Genomic DNA, 16,026 nt, shown 5'->3' on the forward strand with positions numbered 1-16,026 from the left:
GGGGAACGGGGCCGGTCGACAAGGATGCCGAGTACACCCCAGCCTCACCGAGCCCGCCCGGCTCTGCCAGCACGGCTGAGCCGAACGAGCGTCCCGCGCCGCCGGCCGGCCGGGCGGGCTTCCCGTGCCTCCGGCCGGCCGACGGCAGCCCCGCCACGCGCGGCCGGGACCGCCCCGCTGGTGGTGCTCGTGGGAACCGAGCCGTGGCTCAGAAGAGGGTCTCGCTGATCTGCTGTCCCTGAACGGTCCAGTGCTGGCCGGCGACGGAGGAGTTGCAGCCCTTGACGGACACGATGTAGGTGCTGGGGTAGTTGGACTCCAGGCACATGTTGGGGTACTGCGTCTGGTAGAGCGCTTCGCCGTTGAGGGCCCAGTGCTGGCCGGCGACGGAGGAGTTGCAGCCCTTGACGGACACGATGTAGGTGCTGGGGTAGTTGGACTCCAGGCACATGTTGGGGTACTGCGTCTGGTAGAGCGCTTCGCCGTTGAGGGCCCAGTGCTGGCCGGCGACGGAGGAGTTGCAGCCCTTGACGGACACGATGTAGGTGCTCGGGTAGTTGGACTCCAGACACATCTTGCCGACGGCCGGGAGCGTGCCGGGAGGCGCGGGGGCCGCCACGGCGACCGCCGGCAGGGCGGAGGACGTCAGCGCGAGAAGGCCGGGTATCAACAGCTTGCGCAGCACATGGGCCATGAGGTGGAACCCTTCACGTCGGCGGATCCGCAGCGGCCGGGACGCGGTGCTGTTCCGGGTCGGGGGATCCGGGTGAGCGCGGGTCCTGAGAGGTTCCCCTCATCCCAGGCGTCGTATGCGTCGCCCGCGTCACCTGATTCCCCGAGACGCGGGCGCGGCTCCCGAGGCGGGGCCCCGGCGGTCGTCAGCCGTCCGGAAGCCGGCGGGCCGGACCGGACGTGCGGGCCGCGCTCAGTGACCCCACGCCGCGAGGGCGTCGTCGACAGTGGGATGGAAGGTGAACACCTGGTCGAGGCCCACGGTGCGGAAGACGCGGGCGAGGTCGTCGCTGAGCCCGGTCAGGCTGAAGGGACAGCCGGCGGCCTGGCAGCGGTGGTACGCGGTCACGAGCACGGTGATGCCCGTGGAGTCGCAGTACTCGACCCCGGAAAGATCGATCACCAGGGGCGTGCCCGGGGCGAGGGGAGCGCTCTCCAGCGCCCGGGTGAGCCGGGGCGCGGTGTGGTGGTCGAGTTCGCCGGCCACCTGGAGCAGGACGGGGCCGGCCTCGTGGAGCTGCTGGACGACGGTCAGGGTGGGCTCGGTCACCGGTTCTCCTGAAGGGGTGGTGCAGGCGGTACGGGTACGGACAGGGCGAGCAGGGCCGTGTCGTCGCCGACTCCCGGGCCCAGACTGCCGAGGAGACCGTCCACAGTGTGCAGCACGTGGTCGGCCGACGGCGCGCCGGCGGCCGCGAGATGCCGGGCGAGCCGCTCCTGCCCGAGCATGTCACCCTCGGGTGTGCGCGCCTCGACGAGGCCGTCGGTGTACAGCAGCAGGGACTCGCCCGGATCGAGACGGGTGGTGGTCTGGACGAAACGCGGCTCGTGCAACAGGCCGATGAGCTGCCCGCCGGTCGTGGCGACCGGCTCCACGGTCCCGTCCGCACGGAGGGCGAGGGCCGGGGGATGGCCGCCGCCGGCCAGCGTGACGGCGAAGGAACCGCCGGCGACCGGTTCCAGGATCCCGAAGAGAGCGGTGCAGTGCCGCGGAGCGCCGCCCTGCTGCTCTCCCTTGAGTACCGTGTCCAGGTTGCTCAGCACCGCGCACGGGCTGGGGTCGTAGATGGCGGCGGCGCGCAGCGTGTAGCGGGTGAGCGAGGTGAGGGCCGCGGCGGCGGCGCCCTTGCCGCACACATCGCCGATGAACAGCCCCCAGCGGCCGTCGTTCAGCGGGAACAGGTCGTAGAAATCGCCGCCGACCTCGTCCGGGGAGGCGGTGTGGTAGGCGGCGGCCGCGTGCAGGCCGGGCACCGTGGGCAGGGCAGGGGGCAGGAGGGTCCGCTGCAGGGTGCGGGCCAGGCGCTCGGCGTCCGCGCGCCGCGCGCGTTCGGCGGCGACCGTGTGCAGGGCGGACAGCCGCAGGTCGAGTTCTTCCATGACCAGCGCCGCCAGGTCCCGCAGGGCGTCGAGCTGGTCGTCGGCGGGCCGACGAGGGCGGGTGTCCAGCACGCTGACCGCGCCCAGGTGCTTCCCGTCGGCGGTGGTGATCGGCGCGGCGGCGTAGAACCGGACGGCGAGGCCGCCGCGGACCAGGGGGTGGTCCGCCGTACGCGGATCGGCGGCGGCATCGGTGACCACGTACGGTTCGCCCTGCGGGACGGCGGAGGCCGGCAGCCCCGGCAGGCCGGCCGTCTCGGTGTCCTCGGCCAGGCCGTGGGACGCGATGAGCCTGGCCTGGTCACCGTCCACGATGACGACGCCGGCCATCGGGGCGTCGAAGATCCGGGCCGCGAGGGAGGCGATCCGGCCGAGAGCGCGGCCGGACGGGATGCCCGGGACGGGGTGCTTGCCGGCCGTGGTGCGTCTGTCCTCGTCCGGTGCCGGGGCGAGGACGCGTGCCGGCGCACTCGAAGTCATGGCCTGCGGCCTCCCGCGTGAGTGGTCGTCGTCACCAGCCGGGTGCCGGGTGCCCCGAATGGTGGGCCTATCCTACGAAGTGATCCGCTTCGCGGGGACAGGACGGTCACCCTACCAAGCGGAAGATCGTCCCCGGCGGGCGTTTCCGCGCCGGCGACCTGCGAGGGAACACCGCATCGTGCCGGACGCGGGGGGCGGGTCGGCCGACGGCGCGGCCGGCCCGGTGGTTAGGCTGAATGGCGTCTAGGAAAGGGTGTGCTGTGGCGGATTCCGTAGATGCCGGACAGCGGCCGTCGCCCGTGGCGGCCGACGTGTTCGCCGCCGACGCGGAGGTCGGCGAGGATCTTGCCGCGGTGGACTGGGCCGTGACCCCGCTCGGGCCGCCCGAAGCCTGGCCGCAGAGCCTGCAGACCGCGGTCAGCATCCTGCTGTCGTCGCGGTTTCCCATGTGGATGGCCTGGGGACCCGATCTGACGTTCTTCTGCAACGCCGCCTACCGCCGGGACACCCTGGGGCAGAAGTACCCCTGGGCGCTGGGCCGCCCGGCGAACGAGGTGTGGGCGGAGATCTGGGACGACATCGGCCCGCGTGTCGACGCCGTGCTGACCACCGGCGAGGCCACCTGGGACGAGGCGCTGCTGCTGTTCGTGGAGCGCTCGGGCTACCCCGAGGAGTCGTACCACACGTTCTCGTACAGCCCGCTGCGGGACGACTCCGGCGCGGTGGTCGGGATGCTCTGCGTGGTGAGCGAGGAGACCGAGCGGATCATCGGCGAGCGGCGGATGGCGACGCTGCGGGACCTGGGTTCCGACCCGAGCGTCGTGCGGACCGAAGAGGAGATGCTGGCCTTCACCGGGCAGCAGCTCCGCCACAACCCGCGTGACCTGCCGTTCACGCTGACGTACCTCTTCCAGCCCGACGGCACCGCGCGACTGGCGGAAGCCACCGGGCTGGCCGCGGGGCACTCCGCGGCCCCGGCCCTCCTGCCGGCCGGTACCGAGGACGTGTGGCCGGCCGCCGCCCTGGTCGGCGGGGAGTCCGCCGTGATCGACCTCGACGGGGCCCCCTACACCGGGCTGCCCGCCGGGCCGTGGCCCGAGCCGCCCGCCCGGGCGCTGGCCGTGCCCCTGCTGCAACAGGGCAGCGCCCCCTACGGGTTCCTGGTGGCCGGACTCAACCGCTACCGCCCGCTGGACGCGGGCTACCGCGGCTTCGTCGAACTGGTCGCCGGACACATCGCGGCGGGTGTCTCCAGCGCGCGCAGCTACCAGGCCCAGCAGCGGCGGGCCGAGGAGCTGGCGGAGCTGGACCGGGCGAAGACCACCTTCTTCTCCAACATCAGCCACGAGTTCCGCACCCCGCTCACGCTGATCATGGGGCCGGTGGAGGAACTGAGGACGCAGTTCGACGGGGGCGATCCTCGGGTGCGTGACGAACTCGAGGCCATCCACCGCAACAGTCTGCGGCTGGGCAAACTCGTCAACAGCCTGCTGGACTTCTCCCGCATCGAGGCGGGACGGATGCGGGCCAGGTACGAGCCCGTCGACCTCGCCGCGGTCACCGCCGAGCTGGCCAGCGTCTTCCGCTCGGCGGTGGACAAGGCCGGCCTCGGCTTCGAGGTCGACTGCCCCGCGCTGGAGGAGCCGGTGCACATCGACCGGGGCATGTGGGAGAAGGTGGTCCTCAACCTGCTCAGCAACGCGCTGAAGTTCACCTTCGAGGGCTCCATCCGCGTGTCGGTCCGGGCCGAGGACGGCCGGGCCGTGGTCACGGTCGCCGACACGGGCATCGGCGTGCCGGCCGAGGAGATGCCCAGGCTCTTCGAGCGTTTCCACCGCATCGAGACCGCCCGCTCGCGCTCCAACGAGGGCAGCGGCATCGGCCTCGCCCTGGTCAGGGAGCTCGTCGGCCTGCACGGTGGCACGATCACCGCGGACAGCACGCTGGGCCGGGGCACCCGCTTCACGGTCCGCCTGCCCTTCGGCACCGAGCACCTGCCGGCCGACGCCCTGGCGCCGGCCGCCTCCATCGCCGCCCCCTCGGCCACCGCCGAGCCGTACGTCCTGGAGGCGCTGCGCTGGCTTCCCGCGGACACCTCCGGCCCGGGAACCCCCGTGGCGCCGGTGGCCAGCGACACCGCCTACACCTCGGGTCCCGCGGTGCCGGCGCGGGTGCTGATCGCGGACGACAACGCCGACATGCGGGAGTACCTCACCCGTATCCTGCGCGGCGCCGGTTACCACGTGGAGGCGGTCACCGACGGGCACGAGGCCCTGTGGGCGGTCCGCGCGGACGCTCCCGACCTGATGGTCAGCGACGTCATGATGCCCCGGCTGGACGGACTGTCCCTGGTCAGGGAGTTGCGCGCCGACCCGCGCACCGCCGCGGTGCCCGTGCTGCTGCTGTCCGCGCGGGCCGGGCAGGAAGCCTCCATCGAGGGCCTCCAGGCCGGCGCCGACGACTACCTCGTCAAGCCCTTCGCGGCAGCCGAACTGCTGGCCCGGGTCCGGGCCAACGTGGAGCTGTCCCGCCTGCGCACCCATCACGCCCGCTGGCGCACCGCACTGATCGACTCGCTGCAGGAGGCGTTCTTCGTCTGCGACGAGGACGGCGCGGTCGTCGAGATCAACGCGGCGTTCACCGACATCCTCGGCTACGGCCCCGACGCGCTGCCCTACGAGCCGATCCACCCCTGGTGGCCGACGGCCGGCAGCGACCCCGAGGGCCACGAGCAGGTCGCCCGCGCCTTCGGCGAACTGGTGGCGAACGGACACGGCCGCTACACGATCCCCGTCACCCATCGCGACGGGCACCGGCTCTGGGTCGACGTCGCCTTCAACCAGGCCCAGGACCCGGACACCGGGCGCCGCGTGGTCGTCGGCACCCTCCGGGACGTCACCGCCGAGCACTACGCCATCCAGCGCGAGAGCGCGCTGGCGGCGCTCAGTCTGCGTGTCTCCCAGGCCACCAGCCTGCCCGAGGCCCTGACCGGCGCCCTGGCCGAGCTGAAGGACCTGTGGCGGGCCCGGCGCGTGCTCGCCGTGGTCTTCGGCCACCACGAGGAGCCGGCCCTGACCGCCACGGAGCCCGCGCTGGACTGGCGGCAGCTGCCCGCCGACCGCCGCGAGGCGCTCAGCGCCCTGCGCGAGTGCCCGCTGCTGACCCCGGTCACCGACCACACCAGTGCCGGCATCACCGTGGAGCACCCCGACGGCCCCATGGCGCTGTGGGTGGACCTGGGCTCCAGCCGGCCCTTCACCGACGAGGACCAGCTCCTGCTGTCGCTGCTGGCCGGGCACCTGGCCCAGGGCCTGGTCCGCGTGCACCAGATCGACCAGCAGCGCGAGACGGCCATCGCCCTGCAACGCGCCATCCTCGGCCCCTCCCACCTCCCCGACGGCTTCGCCGTCCGCTACGAACCGGCCACCCAGCCCCTGGAAGTCGGCGGAGACTGGTACGACACCGTGGCGCTGCCCGACGGACGGATCGGCATCGTCGTCGGTGACTGCGTCGGCCGGGGACTGGAAGCGGCCACCGTCATGGGGCAGCTGCGCAGCGCCTGCCGCGCCCTGCTGCTCCAGGACGCCAGCCCCGCCCAGACCCTCATGGCCCTGGACCGCTTCGCCGCCGGCATCCCCGGCGCGCTGTGCACCACCGTCTTCTGCGGCGTCCTCGACCCGGAGACCGGCCGGTTGAGCTACTCCAGCGCCGGACACCCGCCGGGCATCCTCGCCCAGCACGACGGCACCACCCGCCTGCTGGAGGACGGACGGTCCCTGCCGCTGGCGGTGCGGCCCGGCAGGACGCGTCCCGAGGGGGAGTGCACGATCCCGGCGCGTGCCACGCTGCTGCTGTACACCGACGGTCTCGTCGAGCGCCGGCGGCGCCCGTTGAGCGCGGGCATCCACCAGGCCGGCGAAGCCGTCCAGGACGGCCGGGACGCGGCCGTCGACGATCTCGCCACCCAGGTCATGACGCGGCTGGCCCCGGAGAACGGCTACGACGACGACGTCGCCCTGCTCCTGTACCGGCACCCCGCGCCGCTGGAGATGACCTTCCCCGCCGAGTCCTCGCAGCTCGCACCGGTCCGCCAGGCCCTGCGCAACTGGCTCGAACGGTGCCAGCTTCCCCCGCAGACCGCGCAGAACGTCCTGGTCGCGGTCGGTGAGGCCTGCGCCAACGCCATCGAGCACGGCCATCGCCACGCCCCGGGCGAGCCCGTACGGCTGCGGGCCGAGGCGTCCGTGGACGACCTGCGCCTGGTCATCGCCGACACCGGACAGTGGAAGACCCCGCAACCCGAGGCCAACGCCCACCGCGGCCGCGGCATGACCTTGATGAAAGCCATGATGCAGCACGTCACCGTCACCTCCGGCGCCGCCGGCACCACTGTCCAGATGCACACGAGGATCGCGTGATGACCACCCCGCTCACCCTGACCCCGGGCCGACGGGCCGACGGTACCGCGCTGCTGACCGCCGTCGGCGAGATCGACATGACCAACACCGACGCCCTCTGCGAGGCCCTGGACACCACGCACGGCCCGGTCGTCCTCGACCTCACCGGCGTCGGCTACCTGGACAGCGCCGGCCTCAACGTCCTGTTCGCCCGCGCCGACCGGGTCGAGCTCGTGGCCACGCCGCTGCTCGCCCCCGTACTGGAGATCTCGGGGCTGACCGGCCTCACGACGGTCCACGGGTTGTAGCGAGGCCGGAGGGGAACGTGTCCGTGGGCGGGGGCCTCTCCGCATCGACCCCGACATTCGATAGCATGTTCTGACTTTGCATGATCGTTCGGTCCGGCCGCACGAGGAAAGAGACCCGATGCACGGCACACCCCCCGCCGCGACCGGCGCAGCCGCGGCGGACCGGCATGTGGCCGTGGAGTACTCCGGCCACGACGAATGGGCGGAGCATCTCGTCGCCTTCGTCCGGGCGGGCTTCGACCGCGGTGAGCAGGTGCGGTACTTCGCCGACGTCACCGACCCCGGCCTGGTGGCGCGCACGCTCGCCGACCACGGCCTGGACGCCGAGGACGCCGGCCGGCGCGGACAGCTCGTCGTGGCCACGGCGGACGAGACGTATCTGGCCGGGGCCCGGTTCGATCCCGACGCGATGACGGGACTGTGGCAGGAGGCCGTGGACACCGCCGCCGCACAGGGGTTCCGCGGTCTGCGGGCGATCGGCGAGATGTCCTGGGGCGCCCGGGACATACCGGGTGCCGAACGCCTGCTGGAGTACGAACTGCGCATCCACCACGAGGTGTTCGCACGGCTCCCGCTGACGGCCTGGTGCTTCTACGACCGGCGCCTGCTGCCCCGCGACGACCTGCGCGTGCTGGCGGGAGCACACCTGTCCCGCTCCGGTACGGCCGCGTACGACGGCACACCGGGGCTGACGGTCACCCCCCTGAAGGACTGTCCCGGCTTCCGGGTGACCGGATCGGCGGGCTACGAGTCCCGCCGGGTCGCGGCCTCGGCGGCGGACGCGCTCGCCGCGTCGCCGGCCGGGTCCGTCACCCTCGACCTGTCGGTCCTCGACCACCTCGGCATCGCGGCGCTGGCCGGCATCGCCGCCGCGTCGCGCCGCCGGCCGCCGGCCTCACCCGTGCGACTCCAGGGAGCTCCGCCCGCTCTCCACCGCATGCTGGAACTCTTCCCCGAACTGGGCGAGGGCCTGGAGGTGGCCGGCCGGTGACCACGTACACCCGTCCTGTCCCCGGAGCCGCCGAAGAGGGCAGGGCCTTCCACCACCCCGCGCTCTTCTACACCACGCAAGAGGACTATCTGAGGGAGGTCGGGGGCCTCATCCGTACCGAGGCGGCCCGCGGGCGCCCCGTGCTGGTGGCCGTACCCGGTGACCGCCTGACGTCCCTCAGGGAGACCCTCGGAGCGGAGGCCGGGGACTGCACCTGGACCGACATGCGGCAGGCCGGACGCAACCCGGGGCGCGTGCTGTCGCTGCTCCACGAGTTCGCCGACCGGCACGCGGACCGGTTCCCGGTCATCGTCGGGGAGACGATCTGGGTGGGACGCACACCCGCCGAGGCGCGCGAGGCCACCCGCCACGAGGCGCTGACCAACCTGGCTTTCGCCGACCGGCCCGCCACGCTCGTGTGTCCCTACGACACCGCCCTGCCCGAACAGGTGCTCGCCCTGGCCCACCGTACGCACCCCGTGATCACCCGTCCCGGCGACGTCCGGCCCAGCCCGGGCTACACGGACCCGCACGCCGTCTGCCAGGACTGCGACGCGCCCCTGCCCGAACCCGCGGACCCCCTCGTCCTGCACTTCCAGGAGCGGGACCTCTCAGCCGTGCGCGACACCGCCGGGAAGTGGGCCCAGGACGCGGGCCTGTCACCGCGCCGCCACACGGACTGGCTGCTCGCCGTCAACGAGGCCACCGGCAACTCGGTGCGCCACGGCGGCGGACACGGCACCCTGCGGCTGTGGCGCACGGCCGACGCCGTCGTGGCCGAGATTCGCGACCGCGGGCGGCTCACGGATCCGCTCGTGGGCCGGCGCCGTCCCGATCCGCTGTCCCCGGCCGGCGGCCGGGGCGTATGGATGATGCACCAGCTCTGCGACCTGGTGGAGGTCCGCACACCGTCGTCCGGCTTGATCGTGCGTTTGCAGGTGACGCTGGCATGAGCGGAGGGCCCGGCGGGACGGCCGCCCTGCGCGAGGCGCCCTCCGGTGAGGGGGCGAGATGACGGCCGAGCGCGAGCAGTGGCCGACGAGCCGGATCCACCGGTCCCGGGCCGGGCGCGAGGAGGACGAGAACCTGGCGCTGCTGTTCGGGACCTCACCCGCGCTGTTCGCGTCCATGGCGGGACCCGCGCACGTACTGGAGGCCGCGAACCCGGCCTTCTTCGCCGCCATCGGCGGCGGACGCCGGGAGCGCACCGGTCTGCCTCTGGGCGAACTGATGCCCGAGCTGGCGGGCCAGGGCTTCATCGGGCTGCTGGACCAGGTGTACCGGTCGGGGGAGCGCCACGTGGGCCGCGACGCCCGGGTCGTCATCGGCGTCGGCGAGGAAGCCCGTGAGGCGTACTTCGACTTCACCTACGAGGCCCGGCGCGACACCGACGGCAACGTCATCGGCGTACGGATGATCGGCGTGGAGACCACGCAGGTCAAGCAGGCCCGGCGGCTGGCCGCCGAGCAGCGCGCGCTGCTGGAGCAGATCGCCCGCCAGGCGGCCCTGCCGGACGTGCTGGACGGCATGTGCCGGGCGATCGAGGAACTGTCCCCCGACGTCATCGTCTCCGTCCTGCTGGCCGACGAGGACGGCCGGCACCTGCGCCACGGCGCGGCCCCCAGCCTGCCCGGCTTCTACAACCGGGCCATCGACGGCATCGCCACGGGCGAGGGCGTCGGCTCCTGCGGCACCGCCGCCCACCGGCGCCGCACCGTGATCGTCAGCGACATCGCCGCCGATCCGCTGTGGGACGACTTCCGCGACCTGGCCGGTCAGGCGCGGCTCGCCGCGTGCTGGTCCACACCGATCCTCGCCCGCGACGGCCGGCTGCTGGGCACGTTCGCGATGTACCACCGCGCGCCGCGCGCGCCGCAGGACACCGACCTGGCCCTGGCCCGCGTCTTCGCCGACACGGCCGCCCTCGCCATCGAACGGCATCAGGCGGAGCAGGCCCGGCTGGCCGCCGACGCGCGGGAGAAGGCGGCCCGCGACGACCTCGCCTTCCTGCTGACCGCCAGTACCGCCCTGGCCGGCCGGCTGGACGAGACGGAGACGTACCAGCGTCTCGTCGGGCTGTCCTGCCCGGCGCTGGCGCCCCTGGCCGCGGTCGACATCCTGGACGCCGGAGGCGTGCGGCGCATCGCGGCCGCCGCCCCGACCGAGGAAGCCCACCGGCTGCTCGCCGCCCACGTCCCCGCCCGCGACGGCGAAGCCGACCCGGTCGCCCGCGTCCTGGCCTACGGCTTGACCGAGGTGGCCCGCCGCACCCCGACCGGCCCCGGGCCCTGGCAGGACCTCGGCGTCACCGGTTACGCCTGCGTCCCCCTCCTGGACCGCGGGCGGCCCTTCGGCGCCCTGACCCTGCTGTCCACGGACGGGCACTCCTTCGACGGCCACCGCATCGCCCTGGCGGAGGAACTCGCCCGCCGGGCCTCCTCGGCCGCCCGCAGCGCGCGCCAGTACGAGCAGCGCGCGTCCCTGGCCCGCGACCTCCAGACCGGGCTGCTCCTCCCCGAACTGCCCGACATCCCCGGCGCCCGGCTCGCCGCGTTCTACCACCCGGCCGGCGAGGGACTGGAGATCGGCGGCGACTTCTACGACGTCTTCCCGCGCGGTGACGGAAGCTGGGCGTTCATCCTCGGGGACGTGTGCGGCCGTGGCGCCAAGGCCGCGACCACGACCGCGCTGGTCCGGCACACCGCCCGCGCCGTCGCCCCGCTGCTCGACGACCCCGTCGACGTCGTCAAGGCCGTGGACAAGGCGCTGAACGACCGCAACGCACACCAGAACAACGGTTTCGTGACCCTCGTCTACGGCCACCTCACGCCCGCGGCCGACGCAGTCGCGGTCCACCTCGTCCGGGCCGGCCATACGCCGCCCCTGCTGCTGGCCGCCGACCACGCGGTGGAGACGGTCGAGGCGCCCGGCGGTCTGCTCGGCATCGGCATCCCGCCGCGGCTCGCCTGCCGCCGCCTCGCCCTGCGTCCCGGCGAGAGCCTGTTCCTCTACACGGACGGGATCACCGAATGCCGGACCGGCACCGCCGGACAGTACGGCGACGCGCGCCTGGCCAAGGCCCTGGCCTCCGCGCCGCTCCGGTCGGCCGCGGCGGACATCGTCCGGGCGGTCGCCGAGGACGTCCGCGGCTTCGTGGACGGGGGGGACGTGGAGGACGACCAGGCGGCACTGATCATCACCGCCGGCGAGCCGGCGCCGGACCGGGACTGACCGGCCGCACGAAGCCGTCAAGTCGCGGCCCGGTGGTTTCCGGCCTCGGCGACCGGGGCGGACCGGCCGCCGGAAACGCGCTCACCGCTTCCGGTGCCTGCCGTCGCACAGCGGGTATGCGCAGGGCCGAGGACCTTCCTCGGCCCAGGCGCCGACATCGTCGCTAGGGTGTTGCGTCGCAAGAGAAAGGAGGGCGGATGACGTTCCAGCTCATCGAACACGACGCGAACCTGTCGGTGGTGGCCCTGCCCGATGCCGTCGATCTCTACACCGGCGCCGGCGTCCGGGCCGCGGGCGAGGCGCTGCTGGACAGCGGCTGCCGCTACCTCGTCCTGGACACCTCCGCCGTCACCTGCCTCGATTCGACCGGCATCACGGTCTTCCTGGCCTTCTGGCAACGCCTCGCCGGCACGGGCGGCGCGCTGGTGCTGGCCGTGCCCGACGCACACCTGCTCCGGCGCCTGACCCTCCTCGGCCTGGACACCGTCTTCAGCATCACGCCGACGCTCGAAGAAGCCGTCGTCCAGGCGCGTCGGCTCCGTGCCCACCCCGTCGGCCGGCCCGCCGCGCCTCCCGGGACGCGTACCGAAATCGCCTGATGCGCCCGGCCCGCCGCCCCGCCCGGGGGCACGTCACAGCGGGCTGTCGCTGTCCGGGCGCGGGGTGACGGTCAGGGCGGTGTCCAGTCCCATGCGGGTCAGCAGGTGGTGAATGTCACTGCTGACGCCGGTGAGGGCGGAGGCGCCACCCAGCGCGGTGAGGCGTCGGTACCAGATGATGAGCGCGGTCAGGCCGGTGGAGTCCAGATGAACTGTCTGTGAAGCGTCCAGCGTCAGATCCCGGCAGCCTTCGTCGATGATGCGGTCCACCACGGCGCGCAGCGCGGGAGCGAAGTGCAGGTCGAAGTCTTCGGGGAGGACGACGGTGACGCGGTTGCCGGTGCGTCGGATGATGGGTAGCACCGCTGTCCCTTTCGTATCACCGGCCACTCACCGCGCTGGTGCGAACACCTCGGCGGCATTTCACTGGGCCGGGTGGCCAGGGTACCCCGCGCCGGCGTGCCGAATATGGCGTTTACGTATGGCTTTCCCGGGCGGGTTGCAACTGGGGGCCCGATGGGGGACGGTTGCCGGACGACATCTTTTTCCTGCGTCAGGAAGGTGGTGAGGTGCGCACGACGCGTGCCTTCCAATTGTGACTGCTTCCCGCGGCTCTGCCGCCCGGCCCCCCGACGCCGCCGTGACGATCGGCGCGACCTGGGCCGACGCCCCCTATCCGGTGCTGGTCGTCGACCGGCACGGCGGCCTGGTACGGATCAACGAGGCCGCCCGACTGCTTCTGCACGATGCCGAGTGCGGTGACCGGCTCGACGAGCGGGCGCCCTCCTGGCTCTCGGACGCCCACCGGCAGATGTCCGACGACCTGCCGCGCACCGCCGGGGCCGGTCCCCTCACCGGACGCATCAACGGCCGGTTCTTCGAGGCGCACCCCACCTCGGCGGGGGACGGGGAGGTGGTGTGGTGGCTCATCGACGACACCGACCGCAGGCTGGCCGAGACCGCGCTGAACGACACGCAGACCCGCTCCGCCGTCCTCGCGGAGGTCTCCGACGCGCTGCTGTCCACGCTGAACGTACCGCGATGCATGGAAGTGGCCGCCTCCATGGCCGCACGGCACCTCGCCGAAGCGGCGGTGCTCGTCGCCCCGCCCCGGGGCAGCCGCCATCTGGTGACCTACGCCCGCCCGGGTGGTCCGGTCGACCAGACCACCCGGAAGATCGATGTCCGGGACGTGCCGGGACTGAGCGAGGCGTTGCAGGGCTTCCCACCGGTACCGGCCCGGTGGATAGACCCCGCCGGCCTTCCGGACTGGGTGATCCCGGACGGCTTCGCCGGGCCGGTCGGCTCGGTGATCGTCACCCCGCTGCCCGGACACGGCGTACCGGCCGGCGCGCTGATTCTGCTGCGCTCCAGCACCGACTGCGCCTTCAGCGAGGGCGAGGAGGTCTTCGCCCGCCTGTTCGCCGCCCGGGCCGGCGCCGCCCTGTCCGCGGCCCGCCTGTACGCCGAGCAGGCGACCATCACCGCCACCCTGATGAACGACCTGCTCCCGCCGACGCTGACCACCGTGCACGGCGTGGACTACGCCGGCGGCTACCGGTCCGCGGAAGACCACGAACGGGTCGGCGGCGACTTCTACGACGTCCACCCCGGCGCCGATCCGTCCGCGGAGACGCTGGTCGTACTCGGCGACGTCGCCGGCAAGGGCCTGGACGCGGCCGTCCTCACCGGCAAGATCCGCAACACGCTGCACGCCCTGCAACCGCTGGCCGGGGACCACCAGCACGTCCTCAACCTGCTCAACGGCGCGCTGCTGTCGTCCCGCCACACGCGGTTCGCCACCCTGGTGCTCGCCTCCGTCCGCCGCCGGGGCGGCCGGGCACTGCTGCGGCTGACCAGTGCCGGACACCTGCCGCCCCTGATCGTCCGCGCCGACGGCACGGTCGAGGAAGCCGCCACCCGCGGCACCCTGGTGGGCGCTCTGCCGAGCGTCACCGCACACACGGTGACGGCGGTGCTGGCCCCGGGCGACACGTGCCTGCTGTACACCGACGGCATCACCGAGGCCCGCGGCGGCCCGCTGGGCGACGAACTCTTCGGTGAACTCCGCCTCAAGCGCGTCCTCGCCGAATGCGCGGGTCTGCCGGCGGAGGCCGTCGTGGAGCGGGTGCAGATGGTGGCCGCCCAGTGGCTGGCGGGCAAACGGCACGACGACATGGCCACGGTCGCCATCGGCGCCCCCAAGTACGGCCCGCTGACCCTCGTCAACGGCCGCGCCGACGGCCCGGACACCAGGAGGAAGCAGTGAGTCATGCCGGCGCGACGGCCGATTGCGCCGAGCGCTTGTGGCTGGCCGTGGCCGACGGGGACGAACACGCGGCCATGCAGGTCGTCCACGCGGCGCTGACCGACGGGGTGGACGAGGAGCGGCTGCTCCTCGACGTGATCGCACCGGTGCAGGAGAGGGTCGGCGCCGAATGGGCCGCCGACCGCATCACCGTGGCCCAGGAGCACGCCGCCACCGCCATCAACGAGCGGATCATCGCCGCCCTCGCCCACCGGCGCGACGGGCGCGGCGCACCGTACCGGGGCCGGGTCACCGTCAGCTGCGTCGACGGCGAATGGCACGCCTTCCCCGCCAGGCTCGTCGCCGAGATGCTGTCCCTGCACGGCTGGCGGGTCGACTACCTCGGCGCCCGGACGCCCACCCCGCACCTGGTCGCCCACCTGCACCGCACCAACCCCGAGGCCGTCCTGCTGTCCGGCTCGATCCCCACGCATCTGCCGGCCGCCCACATCGCCGTCACCGCCTGCCAGGCGGTCGGCATCCCCGTGCTGACCGGCGGCCGCGCCTTCGGTCCCGACGGCCGCTACGCCGACGCCCTGGGCGCCGACCGGTGGGCGCCCGACGCGCGCGGCGCCCTCGCCGTCCTGGCCGAAGGGCTGAAGCGGCCGGACCCCTCGGCGATCCGGCAGACCGTGGACGACCTGCCGCACCTGGCCGACCAGGAATACACCCTCGTCGTCCAGTCCCGGCACCAGCTCGTCAAACAGACGCTGAGCGTCCTGGAGGACCGCTTCCCTCCGCTGCGCGGTTACAGCGAAGCCCAGCGCGAACGCACCGTGGAGGACCTCGCCCACATCGTCGACTTCCTGGCCGCCTCGCTCTACATCGACGACGCCGACTTGTTCACCGCGTTCCTGACGTGGACCGCCGACATCCTCACCGCCCGGCACGTCCCCGCCCGCTCCCTCCTGGCGGGGCTGGACATCCTGGCCGGGCAGCTGCGTGAGTATCCGCGCGCCGTCCACCTGCTCCGCGAGGGCGCCACGGCCCTGCGCCGGCACCCCATCAGCCCCGTCCCCGGATCCCCCCTCTGCGCATGACCAACCCGCCCACCGAATTCAGCGCCCCCAGCTACCGCGAGCACGCCACGCTGACCGTGCACATGGCCGGCGAACTCGACTACCACACCAGCGACGGCCTGGCCGAGACCGTGGCCGCCCAGCTGGACGCCCAGCAGCCGCCGCCCCGAGATGTCCGTCTCGACTCCGGGAAGCTGGGTGGATCGACTCCTCCGGGCTGTCCGCCCTGCTGATGATCCACCGCCACGCCGGTGCGCTCGGCGCGACCCTGCACCTCGACAACCGGCCGGACTTCCTCCAGCGCCTGCTCGAACTCACCCACACGCTCCACCACCTCACCGCCCCGCCGAACCGTGCCGAGCACGCACAGGGCGAGGGCGACGGCCTCACCGGGGCGGGCGTCACCTGAGGCACGCCACCACTCCTGTGCGGGGTGATGTGATTGGTGCCAGTGGTGCGGGATGCCACGTGAAGGAAATATTCCGCTACTTCACAGATGTGACGGACGTCACTGCGGTCGGCTCTCGGCCAGGGGTGCCCGGAAATCGCCCCTGATCCCGCGCGGGTGTGAATGGGGGTCC

14 protein-coding genes are annotated in these 16,026 nt (G+C 73.2%); 10 read left to right on the forward strand and 4 right to left on the reverse strand.

The features are described 5' to 3' along the window. Window positions 1–208: 208 nt before the first annotated feature. The 3 genes from ACH4OA_RS32155 to ACH4OA_RS32165 form a co-directional block, all read right to left on the reverse strand. A complete protein-coding gene (locus ACH4OA_RS32155) occupies window positions 209–694 on the reverse strand; it encodes a ricin-type beta-trefoil lectin domain protein (protein ID WP_397972875.1) in 486 nt (161 codons plus the stop codon). A gap of 231 nt (window positions 695–925) precedes the next feature. Then, a complete protein-coding gene (locus tag ACH4OA_RS32160; RefSeq protein WP_365877964.1) occupies window positions 926–1,282 on the reverse strand; it encodes an STAS domain-containing protein in 357 nt (118 codons plus the stop codon). Next, window positions 1,279–2,592, reverse strand: coding sequence for a PP2C family protein-serine/threonine phosphatase (locus tag ACH4OA_RS32165; RefSeq protein ID WP_397972877.1), 1,314 nt, complete (start codon window positions 2,590–2,592; stop codon window positions 1,279–1,281). Before ACH4OA_RS32165 ends, ACH4OA_RS32160 begins: the two co-directional genes overlap by 4 nt. 446 nt (window positions 2,593–3,038) lie before the next feature. On the opposite strand from ACH4OA_RS32165, the gene ACH4OA_RS32170 reads away from it, so the two are divergent. The 6 genes from ACH4OA_RS32170 (at window position 3,039) to ACH4OA_RS32195 (ending at window position 12,118) form a co-directional block, all read left to right on the forward strand. Next, window positions 3,039–7,010, forward strand: coding sequence for a SpoIIE family protein phosphatase (locus tag ACH4OA_RS32170; protein WP_397972897.1), 3,972 nt, complete (start codon window positions 3,039–3,041; stop codon window positions 7,008–7,010). Further along, window positions 7,010–7,297 carry an STAS domain-containing protein gene (locus ACH4OA_RS32175; RefSeq protein WP_365877968.1) on the forward strand — a complete coding sequence of 96 codons (288 nt, stop codon included), beginning with the start codon at window positions 7,010–7,012 and terminating at the stop codon, window positions 7,295–7,297. Before ACH4OA_RS32170 ends, ACH4OA_RS32175 begins: the two co-directional genes overlap by 1 nt. 118 nt (window positions 7,298–7,415) lie before the next feature. Further along, complete coding sequence (locus tag ACH4OA_RS32180) at window positions 7,416–8,288, forward strand: MEDS domain-containing protein (protein WP_397972880.1); 873 nt, start codon at window positions 7,416–7,418, stop codon at window positions 8,286–8,288. Beyond that, window positions 8,285–9,241 (forward strand): anti-sigma factor RsbA family regulatory protein, encoded by a 957-nt coding sequence (locus ACH4OA_RS32185; RefSeq protein WP_397935678.1) that lies wholly within the window; start codon window positions 8,285–8,287, stop codon window positions 9,239–9,241. Before ACH4OA_RS32180 ends, ACH4OA_RS32185 begins: the two co-directional genes overlap by 4 nt. 58 nt (window positions 9,242–9,299) lie before the next feature. Continuing rightward, on the forward strand, window positions 9,300–11,519 hold the full coding sequence (locus ACH4OA_RS32190) for a SpoIIE family protein phosphatase (protein WP_397972883.1): 2,220 nt from the start codon (window positions 9,300–9,302) through the stop codon (window positions 11,517–11,519). A gap of 197 nt (window positions 11,520–11,716) precedes the next feature. Beyond that, window positions 11,717–12,118, forward strand: a complete 402-nt coding sequence (locus ACH4OA_RS32195; protein WP_365877976.1) for an STAS domain-containing protein — start codon at window positions 11,717–11,719, stop codon at window positions 12,116–12,118. A gap of 33 nt (window positions 12,119–12,151) precedes the next feature. Here the strand turns inward: ACH4OA_RS32195 and ACH4OA_RS32200 are convergent, their stop codons facing one another. Further along, window positions 12,152–12,481 carry an STAS domain-containing protein gene (locus ACH4OA_RS32200; protein WP_365877978.1) on the reverse strand — a complete coding sequence of 110 codons (330 nt, stop codon included), beginning with the start codon at window positions 12,479–12,481 and terminating at the stop codon, window positions 12,152–12,154. A 232-nt stretch (window positions 12,482–12,713) separates the two neighbouring features. On the opposite strand from ACH4OA_RS32200, the gene ACH4OA_RS32205 reads away from it, so the two are divergent. From ACH4OA_RS32205 to ACH4OA_RS32220, 4 genes are read left to right on the forward strand one after another with little or no spacing between them, the layout of a single operon-like run. Next, a complete protein-coding gene (locus ACH4OA_RS32205; protein ID WP_397972885.1) occupies window positions 12,714–14,387 on the forward strand; it encodes a PP2C family protein-serine/threonine phosphatase in 1,674 nt (557 codons plus the stop codon). After that, the gene (locus tag ACH4OA_RS32210; protein WP_397946351.1) at window positions 14,384–15,466 is read left to right on the forward strand and encodes a B12-binding domain-containing protein; all 1,083 of its coding nucleotides are present in this window, start codon (window positions 14,384–14,386) and stop codon (window positions 15,464–15,466) included. The genes ACH4OA_RS32205 and ACH4OA_RS32210 overlap by 4 nt, the downstream gene beginning before the upstream one ends. Further along, a complete protein-coding gene (locus tag ACH4OA_RS32215; protein ID WP_397972888.1) occupies window positions 15,463–15,678 on the forward strand; it encodes a hypothetical protein in 216 nt (71 codons plus the stop codon). The genes ACH4OA_RS32210 and ACH4OA_RS32215 overlap by 4 nt, the downstream gene beginning before the upstream one ends. Continuing rightward, complete coding sequence (locus ACH4OA_RS32220; protein ID WP_397972889.1) at window positions 15,678–15,854, forward strand: hypothetical protein; 177 nt, start codon at window positions 15,678–15,680, stop codon at window positions 15,852–15,854. Before ACH4OA_RS32215 ends, ACH4OA_RS32220 begins: the two co-directional genes overlap by 1 nt. The last annotated feature ends 172 nt before the right edge of the window (window positions 15,855–16,026 follow it).

It is taken from the genome of Streptomyces sp. NPDC017095, from assembly GCF_044332325.1.
GTDB lineage: Bacteria > Actinomycetota > Actinomycetes > Streptomycetales > Streptomycetaceae > Streptomyces.